This window comes from Pseudoalteromonas sp. 2CM39R, from assembly GCF_023161845.1.
In genome coordinates this window covers 1-18,093 of the sequence record NZ_JALNTM010000013.1, presented here as the reverse complement: position 1 = coordinate 18,093, position 18,093 = coordinate 1, and the positions used below count along the sequence as shown (strand labels likewise).

Annotated in this window: 15 protein-coding genes; 6 read left to right on the top strand and 9 right to left on the bottom strand. The window is 40.0% G+C overall.

Features of this window, described 5'->3' with window-relative positions:
• Positions 1 to 63: 63 nt before the first annotated feature.
• Positions 64 to 1,362 (bottom strand): DEAD/DEAH box helicase, encoded by a 1,299-nt coding sequence (locus MTF66_RS25020; protein WP_138623867.1) that lies wholly within the window; start codon positions 1,360 to 1,362, stop codon positions 64 to 66.
• Positions 1,363 to 1,624: 262 nt separating this feature from the next.
• On the opposite strand from MTF66_RS25020, the gene MTF66_RS25015 reads away from it, so the two are divergent.
• The 3 genes from MTF66_RS25015 (at position 1,625) to MTF66_RS25005 (ending at position 3,539) form a co-directional block, all read left to right on the top strand.
• Complete coding sequence (locus MTF66_RS25015; protein ID WP_138623865.1) at positions 1,625 to 2,713, top strand: hypothetical protein; 1,089 nt, start codon at positions 1,625 to 1,627, stop codon at positions 2,711 to 2,713.
• A 12-nt stretch (positions 2,714 to 2,725) separates the two neighbouring features.
• Positions 2,726 to 3,079 (top strand): hypothetical protein, encoded by a 354-nt coding sequence (locus tag MTF66_RS25010; protein ID WP_147154738.1) that lies wholly within the window; start codon positions 2,726 to 2,728, stop codon positions 3,077 to 3,079.
• A 97-nt stretch (positions 3,080 to 3,176) separates the two neighbouring features.
• On the top strand, positions 3,177 to 3,539 hold the full coding sequence (locus MTF66_RS25005) for a hypothetical protein (RefSeq protein ID WP_178956796.1): 363 nt from the start codon (positions 3,177 to 3,179) through the stop codon (positions 3,537 to 3,539).
• 367 nt (positions 3,540 to 3,906) lie between these two features.
• On the opposite strand, the gene MTF66_RS25000 is transcribed toward MTF66_RS25005, so the two are convergent.
• From MTF66_RS25000 to MTF66_RS24990, 3 genes are all read right to left on the bottom strand, one after another.
• Positions 3,907 to 5,094, bottom strand: a complete 1,188-nt coding sequence (locus MTF66_RS25000) for an alpha/beta hydrolase-fold protein (protein WP_138623765.1) — start codon at positions 5,092 to 5,094, stop codon at positions 3,907 to 3,909.
• Positions 5,095 to 5,204: 110 nt separating this feature from the next.
• Entirely contained in the window at positions 5,205 to 7,025 is a 1,821-nt protein-coding gene (gene glmS / locus MTF66_RS24995) for a glutamine--fructose-6-phosphate transaminase (isomerizing) (protein WP_010392174.1), read from the bottom strand.
• A gap of 46 nt (positions 7,026 to 7,071) precedes the next feature.
• A complete protein-coding gene (locus MTF66_RS24990) occupies positions 7,072 to 7,836 on the bottom strand; it encodes a DeoR/GlpR family DNA-binding transcription regulator (RefSeq protein WP_138623767.1) in 765 nt (254 codons plus the stop codon).
• A gap of 161 nt (positions 7,837 to 7,997) precedes the next feature.
• Here MTF66_RS24990 and MTF66_RS24985 point away from each other — a divergent pair, with 161 nt between their 5' ends.
• Complete coding sequence (locus MTF66_RS24985; protein ID WP_138623769.1) at positions 7,998 to 8,525, top strand: sugar O-acetyltransferase; 528 nt, start codon at positions 7,998 to 8,000, stop codon at positions 8,523 to 8,525.
• Between the two features lie 57 nt (positions 8,526 to 8,582).
• Here MTF66_RS24985 and MTF66_RS24980 read toward each other — a convergent pair whose 3' ends face one another.
• Both MTF66_RS24980 and MTF66_RS24975 read right to left on the bottom strand, forming a co-directional pair.
• On the bottom strand, positions 8,583 to 10,415 hold the full coding sequence (locus MTF66_RS24980; protein WP_248529013.1) for a tetratricopeptide repeat protein: 1,833 nt from the start codon (positions 10,413 to 10,415) through the stop codon (positions 8,583 to 8,585).
• A gap of 138 nt (positions 10,416 to 10,553) precedes the next feature.
• Positions 10,554 to 11,834, bottom strand: a complete 1,281-nt coding sequence (locus MTF66_RS24975) for an acyltransferase (protein ID WP_138623603.1) — start codon at positions 11,832 to 11,834, stop codon at positions 10,554 to 10,556.
• A 184-nt stretch (positions 11,835 to 12,018) separates the two neighbouring features.
• On the opposite strand from MTF66_RS24975, the gene MTF66_RS24970 reads away from it, so the two are divergent.
• Together MTF66_RS24970 and MTF66_RS24965 are read left to right on the top strand one after the other, a co-directional pair.
• The gene (locus tag MTF66_RS24970; protein ID WP_028834743.1) at positions 12,019 to 12,882 is read left to right on the top strand and encodes a LytTR family DNA-binding domain-containing protein; all 864 of its coding nucleotides are present in this window, start codon (positions 12,019 to 12,021) and stop codon (positions 12,880 to 12,882) included.
• 66 nt (positions 12,883 to 12,948) lie between these two features.
• Complete coding sequence (locus tag MTF66_RS24965; RefSeq protein ID WP_138623601.1) at positions 12,949 to 14,220, top strand: LysM peptidoglycan-binding domain-containing protein; 1,272 nt, start codon at positions 12,949 to 12,951, stop codon at positions 14,218 to 14,220.
• Positions 14,221 to 14,266: 46 nt separating this feature from the next.
• On the opposite strand, the gene creD is transcribed toward MTF66_RS24965, so the two are convergent.
• The 3 genes from creD to MTF66_RS24950 all read right to left on the bottom strand — a co-directional run bounded on the left by creD (position 14,267) and on the right by MTF66_RS24950 (position 17,797).
• The gene (gene creD, locus MTF66_RS24960; RefSeq protein ID WP_248529011.1) at positions 14,267 to 15,571 is read right to left on the bottom strand and encodes a cell envelope integrity protein CreD; all 1,305 of its coding nucleotides are present in this window, start codon (positions 15,569 to 15,571) and stop codon (positions 14,267 to 14,269) included.
• Between the two features lie 77 nt (positions 15,572 to 15,648).
• Positions 15,649 to 17,130: a two-component system sensor histidine kinase CreC gene (gene creC, locus MTF66_RS24955; RefSeq protein WP_198527846.1), complete on the bottom strand. Its 1,482-nt coding sequence runs from the start codon at positions 17,128 to 17,130 to the stop codon at positions 15,649 to 15,651.
• On the bottom strand, positions 17,117 to 17,797 hold the full coding sequence (locus MTF66_RS24950; protein WP_010392155.1) for a response regulator: 681 nt from the start codon (positions 17,795 to 17,797) through the stop codon (positions 17,117 to 17,119). The genes creC and MTF66_RS24950 overlap by 14 nt, the downstream gene beginning before the upstream one ends.
• Positions 17,798 to 18,093 lie beyond the last annotated feature (296 nt).

Below are 18,093 nucleotides of genomic sequence, written 5' to 3'. Positions count from 1 at the left end.
AAAACCCTGCAAATTTGCAGGGTTTTTTATGACTTGGATTTAATGACTTATATGTATTAAGGCTTATCTTTTTCTCCAGCCGCTCCATACATCATCTTCTTGGTTGGCTTTTTTCTTCTTTTTCTTACCTGTACCTTCTGGCTTGGCCATTGGCTTATCGTTTTTTAGCGCCTCAGCCGCATCAAGGTTGGCTTGGTTTACTGCAAAACCTGCTACCTCTTCGCGCTCTAAGCGAAGTTTGTTTTTCTTTTCGATAATTCTAAAGTGATGGAAGTCTTCATAATCAATTAACGATAACGCTAAACCGACTTCACCAGCACGGCCGCTTCGGCCAATACGGTGCATGTAATCAGCGGGGCTACGCGGTAAGTTAAAGTTAATAACAACAGGCAGTTTGGCAATATCTATACCACGGGCTGCTATATCGGTGGCAATAAGTACTTCTATTTCGCCAGCTTTAAATTTTTCAATTACGCGAGTACGCTCACTTTGACCTTTATCACCATGGAATACTTGTGCGTTCACGCCGCGTTTTTCAAGCTTACCTGCTAAGTGCTCACAGTCTTTTTTAGCGTTGACAAAAATCAGCGCCTGGCGCCATTTATGCTGCTTAATTAAATGCGCCAAAACCGTGGTTTTTTCACCTTTATTAACCGTAAATACACGCTGTACTAAAGTGCTTTCGTCTTTGCTTTGAACTTGTATTTCAACAGGATTGGTTAACAGCTTTTGTGTTAATTGTGTGACTTGCTCTGGGAAAGTCGCTGAAAACAACATGGTTTGCTTTTTAGCTGGCATTAACGCCAACAGCTCTGCAAGCTCTTCGGTAAAGCCAAGGCTTAACATGCGATCAGCTTCATCAAGCACTAAGGTTGAAACTTTATCAAGCTTAATAGCATTGCTTGATATTAAGTCGAGTAAACGCCCTGGGGTTGCAACAATGATATCAGCACCGCCGCGAAGTGCCTGCATTTGGGTATTAACCGACACACCTCCAAATACCGCCACCGTTTTAATGGCGCCATTAAAGTTAGCAGAATACGATTTAACACTATCGGCTACCTGCACTGCCAGCTCGCGAGTAGGTACCAAAATAAGCCCTGTTACAAAGTTGCCTTTGCTCGGCGCTTTATTAGCACCTTGCGCTAAAAATAGCGTTTGTAGCATAGGTAAAGCAAAGGTTGCTGTTTTACCTGAGCCGGTATTTGCCCCCGCAATTAAGTCACTGCCCGCCAAGATACTTGGGATTGCTTTTGCCTGAATCGGCGTAGGTTGCGTGTATTCAAGATCAGACAAACGAGCAATTAGCTCTGGAATAAGGCCAAGTTCGTTGAAATTACTAGGATTTGCGGCTGAGGTCATAAAAGGTGCGGGCTCATTGCTAAAAATAGCCTGTAATTTTAGCGTATTTAGCAGCTATTAAGTAGAGGTTAGTGATTTAAATAAAATGCATCTTGTTTTTTATTAAACGATGATTCACTGAATATCACTTTGCATTAATACTATTTATCACATACATCAATCATTACAAATAATAGCTGAACACGCTGTATTATTGATTTCAGCATTTCAAGTGTGTTATTTTTGCGGCCTGATGGATTAATTTTAGATACAAGGAAATGTCATGTCTCAATTTGATTTATGTTTCAATACGAAAAGTCGAGCAAGTTTACCTTTTAACAGTAATGACTTAGAGCAATTAAAGCGATTTAGAGAGGATAACCCTCATATTATAGGTAACTTTATACCTCAAGGAACCCCGTTCATTTTAAGAACTCCACAATCTGGGGATATGAGTGATTTCAGGCGCTCTCGTCCAGACATAGCTTGTGCACTTGATAATACGGTGTCTTGGCCTGAGCATACAAAGAGAAATGTCAGTACTATAGTAAACAACTTCGGTGATGAAGATGCTTTGGCTATTGCCGCGCTATACGATGCGGAAATATCTCCATATGTTGATAAAGTAAGAGGTTTAACGAGTCAACAAGTTCTTGGAAGAAATCTTGATACCTTGACTGCCACTGGCGCAGCACTTACCTCATTAGAGTCAAGCCAAGTGAGATTAAGTACATTTGGAAAAGCGATTCTAAAATACCAAACTAGCTTAATTGAAATTAGAAAAGCATCGCAGAACAAGCAGCCTAAATTAGAATTAATCAAACTAGGTAACAAAGCAAAGCAAGCCCATCTAGAGTTAAACACTGTATTTAAAAGAGAAATGGTTAAATTCAAAGGCAAAGTGAAAGCATCTGCACGGGGTAATATCTGGTCTAATGCGCAGCGAGGCATAGATACAGCAAGAAGCGCAAGAAGTTCAGCTCCCTTGCAATTAACTTCTTTAGCTAACATACAGCACTTACGTAAATTAGAGCAAGGATCCAACATTGCAGGAAAGTTTGTCATTGCGATTGATGCTGGTCTTCGAGCTGATAGCGTTTATGACGATTACAAAGCAGGTAAAGACTGGCAGCGCAGTGCAGTAAGGGAAGCTACAGGTTTTGGTTTAGGGACAGCTGCAGGAGCATATGTTGGCGGTACGACTATAACCGCAGGGGTAGGAATAGCAATTGCAATGGGTCCAGTTGGCTGGGTAATTCTTATAGGTGTAGGCTTGGGGGCTGGTTATGCTGCAGCTAAAGTTGGTGATGCTGTTGGAAAGGGTTTCTCAGGTCTAGTTTATGACCTTAGCTCTAATATAAGCTGGTTTTAAGCTATGTATCTTATGCCTGAAACTTTTTACTGGATAATAACTGGGCCATTTATAATTGCTTTTCTTATTTCAGCTTTGTGCTTCACTCGTATTTCAATGAAACACATAGAGAAGAAAATGCGTGAGGAAGGGATACATGAGCCACTTTGGGATAAAGGGCTGGGCATAAGAGTGAGCATGTATGGCAAAGTAATAAGGCGGCAAAAACCCGCAAAGGCGACGGTTGTTAATGACGAAGCAATTTTACGACACGCCAGACCTATCGATTTAATTTTAGCTCGCACAATGCATTACTCTTTCGTAATTATGATGACCCTAGCTGTATATGGTTATTTTGCATATGACTTAGGTGAGCGCGCTTATTAATTTCATGACGAAATTATAGGCAGAAGGTTTTATGCTACAGAAAATCACTTGTACCTTAATATATGCTTACTTCTCTGATATGAATTGGTTTTAAATCATGTATGTGATGCCTGAAAAGATTTTTTTATTTATATCTTTACCAATAATAATTAGCTATCTAATTTCAACTTTATGCTTTACTCGTATTTCAATGAAACATATTGAGAAAAAAATGCGTGAGGAAGGGATACATGAACCACTTTGGGATAAAGGGCTGGGCATAAGAGTGAGCATGTATGGCAAAGTAATAAGGCGGCAAAAACCCGCAAAAGCGACGGTTGTTAATGACGAAGCCATTTTGCGACACGCCAGACCTATCGATCTAATTTTAGCTCGCGTAATGCATATATCATTTATAGGTTTGATGTTCGTAATTGCCTATGGCTACTTTGCCTATGATTTAGGTAATCGCGCAGACTAAAAAGGAGCACAAAGCGCCTTTTACATCAAACCTGTCGCCTATTGATTTTAAAATTTTTAGGCCGACTTTGCCAAATTGCGTGGTTCGTCAACATCTGTGCTTTAATTACCGCTTTATAGTGCGACAGTGATTACACGCATAGTCATCTGACTCACAGTATGAGTATTTACCAGTAAACTCTTCTTAGTCTGCAATACCATCAGCAAGTAATATTGCTTCTTCTAATTTGTTTGGTAAAGCTTTAATCACGTTAAAGATCACTCTTTGAATCTAAACCCTACTCTTGTAATTAATTTGACTGTCACCGAGAGCACTCCAAACTTAAAGAGGCTTTCATAAAAAGCCAACAACTAAGTTGGCAATATTATTAGTTCTTACTCAGTTCTGCTTGTAACCTGACTTTTGTTTCTTTTAAGTAATTTAAATAAGGATATGAGTCATCTGCAATGGCTAAAGCCGACTCCATCTGTTCAAACGCTTGGCGAGTATCACCCTGCATTTCATAGCCATATGATAAGGCTGAAAGCGCATCGACTGATTTGGGGTGATTTTTTATATTGTACTTAAACACCTCTATAGCACGGGTAAACTGCTTGCTGTCCGTTAAGTTATAACCAAGTAATCTAACAGCGCGATCTGGTGGAGATATTTGCTCACCCCATTGCTGAGATAAGTTTTGATAATAAGTATCAATAGACGCTAAATCGTCAGTTAAAGCACTTATAGGCATTTGTTTAGGTAAAAATAAGTTGTAATAGGCATTAAATGCGCCAGCAGAGGAAGTTAAGTTATGCGAGATACCATCAAACGCATCACTAGAGAAGCGTAACCCTGGCACTTTATGCGATTGCAGTGATTGCTTCAATTCATTGTACCTTTCACGCATTATGCCGGCTTCTTCGCCAATATTGATGTACACGTAGTTATTCAGGTCTTTCGTTTTAGCTATAAATGATTTTGTGCTTTTTACCATTGCGCCATAGTTCCACCAAACTGCGGGGCTATAAGCAATATGCGCTTGAAATAGTTTTGGGTTTGCCTGCAACGCGTATAGCGCAAATACACCACCCGCAGAGGCGCCAGATATAACCTTATAGTCATGCGTGCGATAGTTCTTATTTATTAAAGGAATAAGTTCTTGCTCAAAGAACGCTAAAAACGTTGATGCACCGCCCCCTTCACCAACTGGGCCCTGCGGTTCCTTGTTCACTGTAGGATAAAAATCTCTAAGTCGATTAGTGTTTTCAATAGCGACAATAATTACCTCTGGAGCACGATTATCATTTTGTAAACGCTCAATAACAACACTCGCAAGCGGTATATTACCCGCCCCATCTAAGCGATAAACAACTGGGTATACCTTATTTGGCTGAGCTTGGTAGCTTTTAGGCAATTGCACGACAACTGTGCGTTCTTCGTTTAAAACAACCGATTTAATAGTATGTGTGTACTGAGAGTAATCTGTACTTTGCTGTTTAGTGCCAGATTGTGCAAAGGCACTTTGTGAACTAAAAATACTAAAGCTAACAAAACAAATAACGGTTAATAAACGCATGACTAACCCCTTAGAGAATAATAAGTTACTTAAGCTAACAGAGTTTCAGGCACAAAAAAAGCGCCTTAAGCGCTTTTTTAACATTAATAAAAACCTATAACCTTTTGATTTTACTCAACTGTAACCGATTTTGCTAGGTTACGTGGTTGGTCAACATCAGTGCCTTTAATGACCGCTACATAGTACGACAGTAACTGTAGTGGAATTGTATATACAACAGGGGCAATTACGTCATCTACGTGGTTTACGTTGATTACACGCATTGTGTCGTCTGACTCAAAGTGTGAGTCTTTATCAGCGAATACATAAATGATGCCGCCGCGAGCACGTACTTCTTCTACGTTTGATTTAAGCTTTTCAAGCAATTCATTGTTTGGTGCTACAACAATAATTGGCATGTCAGCATCAATAAGCGCTAATGGGCCGTGTTTAAGCTCACCTGCTGCGTAGGCTTCAGCGTGAATGTATGAAATCTCTTTAAGCTTAAGTGCGCCTTCCATCGCGATTGGGTATTGTGAGCCGCGCCCTAAAAACAGTGAATGGTGTTTATCAGCAAATTCTTCAGCAAGGTCTGCAATGCCATCAGCCAATAGTAGCGTTTCTTCTAATTTAGCTGGTAGCAGTTTAATAGCGTTAACAATCGCGCTTTGATCTAAGCCTTTCTCTTGCGCAATAGACGCAGTAAGCATTAACAAACCAACAAGCTGTGTAGTAAATGCTTTAGTAGAGGCTACACCAATTTCAGCGCCTGCTTTGGTCATAAAGGCAAGGTCTGATTCTCGCACAAGCGATGAGCCAGGTACGTTACAAATAGTCATTGACCCCATATAGCCTTGCTCTTTAGCTAAACGCAGTGCAGCTAAAGTATCAGCCGTTTCGCCTGATTGTGAAATAGTTACTAGTAGGCTATTTTCGTGTACAAATGACTGACGGTAACGGAACTCAGAGGCAATTTCTACGTTACAGCTAACACCTGCATATTGCTCAAGCCAGTAACGAGCAACCATACCTGAGTGGTATGACGTACCACAGGCAATAATTTGTACGTGTTTTACGTCTTTAAATATTTGCTGTGCGCTATCGCCAAAAGCATCAATCGCTACGCGGTCATCGTTTAAACGTCCTTCAAGGGTGTTACGTACTGCAAGTGGCTGCTCATAAATTTCTTTTAGCATGTAGTGACGGTAATCACCTTTGCCTGATGCATCTTGTGTGATGTTTGATTCAACAACTTCACGCTCAACCGCGTTGCCATCTGCATCAAAAATTTCTACAGTGTCGCGAGTAATACGCGCTACATCACCTTCTTCTAAGAAGATAAAGCTGCGAGTCACTGGTAATAATGCAAGTTGATCAGAAGCAATAAAGTTTTCACCAAGGCCTAAACCAATAACTAACGGGCTACCTGAGCGAGCTACAATAATTTCGTTATCATTCGCTTTATCAAACACAACGGTACCAAATGCACCTTCAAACTGCTTAACAGCAGCTTGAACTGACGCTAATAAAGTGGTGTGCTGCTGACGTAACTGATGAATTAAATGCACCATGACTTCAGTGTCGGTGTCTGATAAAAACTCGTAACCGTCGCCTTTAAGTGCTGCACGCAAACTTGCGTGGTTTTCAATGATTCCGTTATGTACAAGTGCTAATTGATTGCTTGAAACATGTGGGTGAGCATTGGCTTCAGTTACACCGCCATGAGTCGCCCAACGAGTGTGTGCAATACCTGTGTGGCCGCTAACACCAGCTTGTTCAAGTGCTGACTCTAAGTTTACAACCTTACCAACTGCTTTAACTGTATTAAGTGTATTGCCTTCAAGTAAAGCTACACCTGCTGAGTCATAACCGCGGTACTCAAGACGCTTAAGGCCTTCAACTAAGATTTTATTTACTGGACGTTCTGCAACAGCCCCAACGATTCCACACATAGTGTCTCCATTAATTTTTTAATTCTAGCAACTTACGTTTTAGTTGCTATTCCATAATTTCTGCGCAAATTAGTTTTACACCACACGCCTCTATGGCTGCACGTTTATTACTTGCTAAGCCACTGTCGGTTATTAATGTGGTTACTGTTTGCCACGGTAATTCTAAATTTGGTATTTTTCGGCCAATCTTTTCTGACTCAACCAGCACAATAACTTCGCGCGCCGCTTTAGCCATCACTTGGCTTAATCCAACAAGTTCATTAAACGTGGTTGTTCCACGCGCTACATCAATGCCATCAGCACCAATAAATAGCTGATCAAAATCATATGAGCATAGAACATTTTCAGCTACTTGCCCTTGAAACGATTCAGAATGCGGATCCCACGTTCCACCTGTCATCAAAAGGGTTGGTTCGTTTTCAAGTGAGAGTAAACGACTCGCCACTTTAATCGCATTAGTCATTACAACTAATCCGCGTTTATTTGCAAGTTCTGGGATCATGGCGGCCGTAGTACGCCCGCTATCAATAATAATGCGGTTATGATCTTTTATAAGCGTCGCTGCAGCTTTTGCTATTGCGACTTTGCGCTTAGAATCAATCTCATCGCTAACAATCTCTTTAGGCAGAGCAATAGCACCGCCGTAACGGCGCAGCAATAAGCCACTTTTTTCAAGCGCGGTTAAGTCTTTTCGAATAGTTACTTCTGATGTTTGAAACTGTTCAGCTAAAATATCGACAGCCACTTCACCTAATTCATTAACTTGAGTGAGGATCAGATGGCGGCGTTGCTGAGTGTTACGTTTGGTCATAAGTGATTACAATTAAGTTTCGTTTCGAAAGTTAGTGAATTTTAAACGAAACATAATAAATGGCAAGTGAATGCGTAAAAAAAGCACAGTTTTATTCAAATTATCATCATGCTTAAAGTAGGTTAAGCTAGACACCATTATTTAAGTTAAACAAAATTGATATGCAGTCATTTAATAGTATTAGTAAAGAGAATCTAGCGCAGCGTAAAGCTGTGCACGAAATTTGCCGCTTATTTAATAAAAGCCCCAGTAAAGGTAATTTAAAGCGAATAAAAGAATTATGCTCACACTGTGGTGATGGAGTAATTATTGAAGCGGGCTTTCATTGTGACTATGGCTCGCAAATGCATATAGGTGATCGGACTTTTATAAACATTAACTGCACTGTGTTGGATGCGCCAATAAATGAAGGAGCCATAAGCATTGGCGACGATTGTTTAATCGGCCCAAACGTTCAACTATTGGCCGTATCTCATGCGGTTAACCCCACAGAGCGACTCAATAAAGAAAACTTTGCAGCACCGATTACTATTGGTAATAACGTGTGGATTGGCGCGGGAGTTATTGTGTTAGCTGGCGTTACCATTGGCGAAAACGCTGTTGTGGGCGCAGGGTCGGTAGTAACCAAAGACGTGGCTGCGAACACTGTTGTTGCTGGTAACCCCGCGATAAAGCTCAAGGATATTTAACACGCTAAAGCCCGCCCTAAAGGTCGTCGTTTACGGCGATATTTAATTTATATTGAGCTAGCCTTTAATTCCTAATTCAACCCTTAATTGTTCAATATCTTTATGCTGCTCAAAATACTGTACAACAGCTTGAATCTGTTGTTGCTTTATACCTTCAAAATTATCGGTTAGATAATCGTTAATCTCTCTAAAGGCCCATTTTAATTCCATTTCCGTTGGGATTTTGGTTAAGGCAGTAAACACCTCTTCAATCGATTTATCGTCAAGTAGAAAGCGGATAAACTGCATTACGGCTAAGAGCTGTGGGTTCTCTGAGTATTTTTCTGCCTCTGCAACACGAATAAGGACTTGCTCTGGCGTTTCATAAAGTAATGCTTGTTCTGCAATATTGGCTTTTGAATTAGCTATGATTTTTTTAATCTCACTGTTTTCTGAGTTATGAAATGCTTCAAGTAACATTGAATGCGATTTTAGAGCTGTGAGGAAGTCTTTGTTCAGACCATATACAGCACTCTGGCTACACATCGCTTCAGCCACCTGAATTTGAACCTCTTCATTCGCTGAACCTTTGAACTGCTCAATCAAGGTTGCGTAGCTTCTGAGCTCATTATCAAGTTTGCCTTGCTGACCATAAGCAACGCCTTGGTTATACATCGCCATAGTCACTTGAATTTGAACCTCTTCATTCGCTGAGCTTTTGAACTGCTCAATCAAGGTTGCGTAGCTTCTGATCTCATTATCAAGTTTGCCTTGCTGACCATAAGTAATGCCTTGGTTAATCATTGCCTTAGCCACTTGAATTTGAATCTCTTCATTCGCTGAGCTTTTGAACTGCTCAATCAAGGTTGCGTAGCTGCTTAGCTCCTCATCAGGTTTGCCTTGCTGACCATAAGCAATGCCTTGGTTAATCATTGCCTTAGCCACTTGAATTTGAATCTCTTCATTCGATGAGTCTTTGAACTGTTCAATCAAAGCTTCATAGCTGTTGAGCTCGTCATCTGGCTTGGCTAGTCTTCCATGAGTAATACCTTGGTTCATCAGTGTGACAGCATAAAGTTCGGGCTCTTCTTTTTGATCTAATAACTGCAATACTTTTGCCCAAGCTTTTAACGCCTCATCATATTCATTCTTTTCAAATGCACTTAAACCAACTTTAAACCAATTTTTAGCTGAAGCCCTTGTAGGAGATTTGCTGTGTTTACTTAAACCTTTACCTGTTTCCCCTTTATTTGAAGTAATAATTCTTTTACTTTCTTCTATTAGATCACGCTCAATTTTATTTAGTGCAGCACTCGCTTCTGTTGCTAACTTTTCGGCTCGCTCTTTTAGCTCAAGGCTCACCTTTTCAAGCTCAACTTTGGTCTCTGAAATTAATTTACCTTTATTATCTAATAACCATTTTTCCATATGACTTTCTGAGGCTGTATTAGCAGCCTGCTTGGCTTCGTATACAGCTCTGTTTTTTGCGTTAAAGCCGAGCCCTACTGCTGCAACCGTGATAATCAAACCAAAAATGGTAAATGCCATTCCCCACATATTAGTATTACTTGCTATGTCAGAAATCCGTCCATCAACTCCATTCATTTGATTAGTTTGCAGCTTTTCTTGCGTTTCGAGTTTAGTTTGTAAGTTAGCAAGTTGAGCTTTGAGTGCTTGCTGCGCGGCTTCTAAGGTCTTAAAATCATTACCGAGTGATTTTTGTTGCTGTAGCTTTTCATCTAGTCGAACTAGTTGGCTTTGCATACTAAACAGTTGCTGATACATCAAATCTTGGCTATTTTGCGTATTAGCTATAATAGGAGCAGAATTTACAGGCGTTGAATTAGGTGATGTTGTAGCAAAAGCTGTGCTAGTCAAGCCCCATAAAAATACAAATAAGAAAAAACGCATTAATCATCCCTAAAATAAATTTGCTTTGCCAAGGTTGTAGTTATAACCACATAGTAATCTTTTAATCTAACCGAGTTTTGTAGCACATACCACCTAAAACCAACCATTTATAAAATATTCTAAGTTATATTTTTGATGCTAAATCAACCTAAAGATCACCGGGCTTACCAATATAAGTCCGCAATAAAAGCCAGCTCTAACTTGCCATGCTTTATATTTACCTGTGACTTTAATTCCTAACAGTGGGCTTAATAAGTCGATACGGCGCGCAACAATAAACACCAGCCAACAAATAATGAAAGTGAGGCTGAGTATAAGTAATGGCTCCACAAAACCACCTAATTGCAGCTTCGACAAATAAAACGCAAGGCCAATAATCACACTTTGATGCAATAGATAAAAAGGGAATACTGCACCGTTTAATAAAGCCAGTTTAGGGTGATCGTGATTCAAAAAATGTTGTGCTAGTGCCAGCATTAACAACACGCCCATTAATCGTTGCGCAGTATACAGCATATCCATACTGGTAATTTGCCATTGACTAGCAGCAGGGTTTTGCCAAATCGTGTTATAACACAGCACAACAACTATATAACCTAACGTAAATACCACGAATAATACTCGCCAATAGCGAAGTAGCTGGCTATAAAATGTAGGCTGCCAAGCAAGCAAGTAACCATAAAGTAAGAACAGCGCGCCCATGGGGTATCGAAAAGTATCACTCGGCCAGCTCAGTTTTAAAATACACAGCGGCAATAGCAATACAATAAAAACTGTAAATAACGAGCGCCCACATAAACGCGTGATTATTGTATGCACAGTAGCGTGATGAAGCAGCGGCATTGCTAGCACCAGCAATAAAGTAAATTGCCATAACGAACGTAAGTACCAAAGGTGATTCACATCGACATGAGGCCAAATCCCTGCTTGATAGCGCTCGAATAAAGGGTTGGTTAAATCAAAAAACTGGCTGTAAAACTGCCAAAAGCCCATAGCTAAACTGGCTTCTTGGCTCATTTGCGCATAAAGCTGAATAGGCACAATAAACCAAATGCCAAACAATAAAGGCAGTAATATTTTTACACTTCGCGTAGTTAAAAACATACCTAGACTAAAGCGCGCAACAATAAAGCGCAGCGCCACACCTGAAATAAACCAAATTAATCCCATCCGCCATGGCGACAATAAAAGCATGATGTTTTCAATACCGCTGGATAAGTACTGACTTTTAAAATGAAAGCCCCAATTTTCACTGTATAACATACCGGTGTGGTAAAAAATTAATAAACCAAATGCAAGTACTCTCAGCCAATCTAAATCATAACGGCGAGATGGTAACTCTTCACCTTGGTTAAACACATTTAACCAAGGTTTTAATAGCGTACGTGTTGTATTTTTAATGACTATTTTAAGATTCATAGAAGATTTAACTTACGATTAATTAATAACAACTATGGACAACACATTGTGTTAAGCAATCACAAAAGGCTTATAAAACAGTCAATAGGGATAAGCGGTGGATATCAGGGATGATATAAACTTGGTGTTTTATCACTCTCTTGCTAGTCTAATTGCGGTCTTTTAAAGAGTTACAATAATAATGATCACTTTATCGCACTTTCAGCGCTACCAGAGATGGTATGCGGCATTATTTTTATCTAGTTATATTTTTATAAACAACACGATTAATGCCAGCTCAAATATTATGGAAGCCCAACGTGATGGCGCACTTCCTTTTATGATCTGGGAGCCCTTTGTGTGGGAATACTCGAGTGCTATTGGCACTTTATTGTTGTTTCCGGCTTTAGTTTGGTTATTAAAAGCTAAGCCCTTTAATTGGCAAAAAATCTCTCATTCAATATTACTGTACTTAGTAGCGAGCATTGCTTTTTCGTTATTACATATTGGTATTATGGTCGCTATCCGCAAACTCATTTACACCGTGCAGGGTATGCAATATGACTTTGGGTTAGTATGGTTTGAGTTACTTTATGAATACCGCAAAGATTTGTGGGGATTCTTATTTTTGATTGTTGTTATTAAAACCTATCAATATGTCGTGAGCCAATTAACAGGTGAAGCAGCCCCGATCAGTCAAGGCGAAGATACTGCTGAACATGTAAACTTAGACAGGCTACTGGTAAAAAAGCTGGGAAAAGAATTTATTGTTCGCGTAGCAGAAGTAGATTGGCTTGAATCAAATGGCAATTATGTAAATCTACATATTGGCGCTCGAATTTACCCTTTTCGTGCAACCATGACACAACTTATAACTCAGTTAGAACCACAAGGATTTTGCCGCATTCACCGTTCTCATGCGGTTAGGTTAGACGCGGTTGAATCAATCACGCCATTAGCAAGTGGAGATAGTGAAGTAAAACTTACAACAGGAAAAATACTTAACTTATCGCGTCGCTATAAAGATCAATTTAAGGAACTGTTAAATTCAACTACAAGTCATTCTTAACTCACGCTATGTTAAGCTAACCTGCTTTAGGTTAGCCGCATTTATATTTTCGGAGTAGTGTAGTACGTGTTCTCAAATCGATTTATCCGCATTTTGCCATTAGTATTTATTTTATCCGGCTGTGAAACCACACCCGAACAGCCCTCTTCACAACCTGATATTAAAGCTAACCCAAATATTGTTGTTAAAGAACAAAACGAAAATATTGAGCAAATAGCTCCCTTAAGTCCTCAGAAACTCGATGATGTGTGGCAACGCATCCGAGCGCAGCTTACATTTGCCAATTCTAGCCACCCAGATGTACAACAACGCATTGCATGGTATTTATCTCACCCAAATTACATGGATGAAATCAGTCGCCGTGCTGAGCCTTACCTTTATTATATAGTCACAGAGGTTGAAAAGCGGAGCTTACCCATAGAATTAGCATTAATGCCGCTAATTGAAAGTGACTTTGATGCCAGTGCCTATTCGCACAAGCATGCATCTGGACTTTGGCAATTAACGCCTGCCATTGCTAAATATTTTAAAGTGCAAATATCCCCTTGGTATGATGGCCGACAAGATGTTATTGATAGCACTCGCGCAGCGCTGGATTTTATGGAGTACTTGTACAAGCGCTTTGATGGTGATTGGTATCATGCAATAGCAGCTTATAACTTAGGTGAAGGCCGTGTACTTAGAGCAATTAGTAATAATAAAAAACAAGGCAAACCCACTGATTTTTTCAACTTAAAACTGCCCAAACAAACCAGTCAGTACGTGCCAAAATTACTAGCTGCGGCACAACTTTTAAAAAGTAATAAAATGGTCTTTCCACCCATCAGCAATCAACAGACTATAGTAGCCTTACCCGTCTCTGGTGCAGTTATTTTAGATAACCAAGAAGAATGGCGGTCATTAGAGGGGTTAAACTATGGCGTTATCCGCTTTCCTGCGGTCATTGATGCACCTCACATTGTTGTGCCAGCGAGTAAACAAGCCGAATTTAAGAGTATGTTGGCTAATCAAAAAGAAAACGATTACAGCCAATGGCAGCATTACACAATTCAACCGGGGGATAGTTTAAGCGTGATTGCAAAACGTTATGCAATCAGCGTTAAACAGCTAAAAGCGTTTAATAATTTGAAGACTGATCGCATCCGCGCAGGTAAGAAATTAATACTGCCGATGCTAGCAGATCAACAGGTAGAACACTTAGTAAAGTCAGGCGAAAGTTTATGGAAAATAGCCAAACGCTACAACGTCAGCATTACTAAGCTAAAACAATGGAATAACCTGTCGCGAGATCGTTTGCAAATAGGTGAGAAGTTAACGGTGTTTTTATCTAATAGCTAATTGAAAGGGGCTGGCAAAGCTGTCAGCCCCTTTCAATTAGGTGGTTTTAGTTTGTTTCATCGTCTTGCGCTTGCCTGCCGTACCAGTTTACTCTGTGCGTCAACATCATTATTAAACTGAGTACCACGAACACCAGTACACTGCCCATTAATAATGCGTAATCCTCTGCACTGAGTAATCCGTATAAAAGACTATAGAGAAATAACACCCCACATAAGAATAGCCCTCCATGCTTGCTATTTTTAAGCATACCCGCAACATAAACACTCAATAGAATTGCTGATGCAAGCGCCGATAATAAATACGCAATATTAAAGCCCAAGTGCTCACTAAGTGAAATCAGTAGTAAATAAAATACCGCTAAAGCAAGCCCGACAAAACCATACTGTACAGGGTGTATAGGCTCATCACGCAGTACCTCGAGCAAAAAGAAACTCGCAAAAATAAGTACAATAACCAAGATGGCATAATTACTTGCTCGATAATTTTTAAGGTAGTGATTAACACTATCGACTAAATTAACTCCCATGTTACGTTGCTTGAACAAGGTGCACTCATTACGAAATAAACATTGGTTAAATAGCTCTTTTAAATTGGTCGCAAAGTAATTGGTTTGCCAACTCGCAGAAAAGTCCTGTGCCGAAATTGATGACTCGATAGGCAGGTAATCCCCTACAAAACTTGGGTGTGGCCAATCGGCTTGCATTGTCAATGAGCTGTTTTTACCAACCGGTGCAAATGAAAGTTGACGCATACCTTGCAGGTTTAAGCCTATTTGATACGGCAGTACCTCACTTTTGAGAATGGTTTTATAATCAAGCTCTACACGAATCCCTTGTGGTAACTGATCTAGCTGGGTACCGGGGAGTAGTTCATAACTTCGCTCGTTAACATTAATGTGTGATCCTTGTCCTATCCCTCGGATATCAGAAATGGCTAAAATAAGGTTGAGGCGTTTTATCTTTTTGTCCGCTAAGACAGCTAATGCACTTGTTTTAAACCGTCCTTCAAATTGGTTCTGTGAACGATATAACAACGCTTTATAAATACCACGGTACTTTTCAAATGTTGCTAGATTACTACTGACATTGAGCGATTCAGGTAAAAGCGTCATATTCATCAATTGCTCGCTCGTTTTACCATCAACCGTAACAGTTTCTAGGTACTGAGCATGAATAAATGGGCCAATAACCTGCTGTTCATCACTGCTACTCTTAGCTATATCAGCCTGAACTTGCTGCTGCAACTCTGATCGCTCATCAATTAGATTTTGGATCATAAAGATAGGGATCAATAACAACACGATAAGCCCTATTATTATGATCAGTTTGGTTTCTATTTTTTGTTTCACTGTTATGTACTCCATCTATTACATAAGCATAGAGTAACGAAGCTATATGGATTTACTGAGGTGCTTAGATGGAGCTTTTATGGAGTAGGCATATTTATATGAACACGGACGCCATTTTTAGTATTTTTTATGTTGAGCTGCCCTTTATGTAATTTAACGACCTGCTCAACGAAGTTTAGGCCTAATCCAGTGCTTTTTTTACCATTGGCTCTAGGGAGTGAATAAAACCGTTCTGTGATGCGTTCAAGGGCATAATCTGGGATACAAGGCCCCGTGTTATCAATATAGATTTGAACATAGGATGGCTCTTGTATTACCTGAATGTGAATCTCCCCCCCCTCGTTGATAAAGTCCAATGCGTTATCAAAAATATTGTATAGCGCTTGTTGAATTAGAAATACGTCTCCTAAACACACACTGCTAGTGTCGCAGCTAATTACTACTTGTACATTTTGCGTTGTGGTTCTGGCAATAAAAGAATCTTTAATTGCTTCAAATAAAGGTTTTACAAACACCTTCTTTCGCTGTTCAAGTTCAGGAAGCTGCTCTAATTTGGTAAGCGTAAGCAGCTTATCTATTAGCTGCTGCATTCTCACTGTTTCAGACTCAATATTATTTGCAAATAACTGTTTTTTATCTGTACTTAGGGGAGACTGTAAAATCTCGCTTGCACCTTTAATTGCAGATAGAGGGCTTTTTAATTCATGAGTTAGTGTTTGAACATAATGCTCAACGTAACGTTTGCCATCTAACTGATTGCGCATTTTTTCTAGCGCATCACTTAACAAGCTATATTCATAGAAAACCCTAAACCTTGGTTTAGATGCTTTTTCACCTCGCCCCATTTTATCCGCATAGTTTGCCAGCTTATACAAGGCACCATTGATTCGCCAGGCAATCAATGCTCCAACCATTAATGCCAAAATACTCATCACGACTAACCAACTTAATACACGGTACTTAGACATGTTTATAAAAGGTTGTACAGAGCGATTGGGCTTAGCCACAGTGACTGACCCAATAATATTACCATTATCGATTATGGGCGCAGCAACATGCATGACGGTTGAAAGTGGGTCATCTTGAGCAGTTGCGGTCGAGCGAGCACCGTACTCTCCCCGTAATGTGAGATAAACATCATTCCATTGTGAAAAATCTTTTCCTATATCTTGCTGCCAAGAATCAACAACAACGATTCCCGCAGCATCCGTAATATATATACGGTGATTTGTCCCTTGTTTATTTACCCCCCAGATTTTTGCATTTGGTTGCCTGCTGCCATACGAGTTAACCACATTAGTAAAGTGGCTTTGTGACAGCGTACCACGAGCTAAATCATCTCGCGCCATCACTGCAAGCAAATTAGCCATATCAACCAAGGTTTCCTCGGTAACCTGACGAACTGTGGGCTTAATCTCGCGCATAACCGTTGAACTAACTAAGTAAGTCGTTAGTATCACGAGGATAAAATAAAGCAAAAACAATCTCAGCCCAAGCGGGATTTTAGGCCAACGCTTTAAGCGAGCTAATGAATGCGTGGAGCGTTTAAATAGGTTCATAAAAATAACCAAAGCCTCGCTTAGTATGAATCATGGGCTCATGACATACAGCGCGTAATTTATTTCTAATGGCTTTGATATGGCTATCAACATTGCGGCTGTATACACTGTCTTGGCATAATTGTGCTGATGATAGCAGTTGCTCTCGAGAGAATACCTGCTTAGGGGATAACACTAGCTTATCAAGCAATTTAAACTCTAAAGCCGTTAAATTTAACGGGGTGTTATTGAAGTAGTAATCAAAATTATTACTGTACAGACCTGATTGCTCAGTAGAAGTATTTATTTGTGTTTCTCTGACAGCATAAGGCTTTAAACGAAGTTTAACGCGAGCAAGCATTTCTCGAGGGCTAAAGGGTTTAGTGACATAGTCGTCTGCGCCAATCTCTAATCCAACAACGCGATCGATTTCATCGTTGCGCGCCGTTAAGAAAATGATGGGTAAAGAAGAAAATTCGCGAACTTGCTTACATAGCTCAAAACCATTTGCATCAGGTAAACCAACATCTAAAATCAGTAAATCTATCTGTGTAGCTTTAATATAACTAAGACCAGCCCCTGCGGTATCGAACCAAACGACGCTAAAGCCATCCATCTCGAGCGTATGGATCAAGGTGTCTGCAATTGCTTTTTCGTCTTCAATGATCACTATCTGCGCCGTTGCCATACAACTTATTCCTTTACTACAACCTAATAAACACGCTTATAGTTACAGTAAGTAACAAGTCAGTCAATATCCTTTATAAGGATGCTCTTTGAGCACAATGAAGTGGTTAGACACTTTATTTAAATTAGAGGTGAAATTTTTACAGCCTAAGACCCTATAGCTATTTCACTTTCCTGCAGACGTAAAAAAGCCCGACTCTTTCGAGTCGGGCTTTCTCTTATTTGGAGCCTGGTAATGACCTACTTTCACATAACAAATGCTACACTATCATCGGCGCTGTTTCGTTTCACTACTGA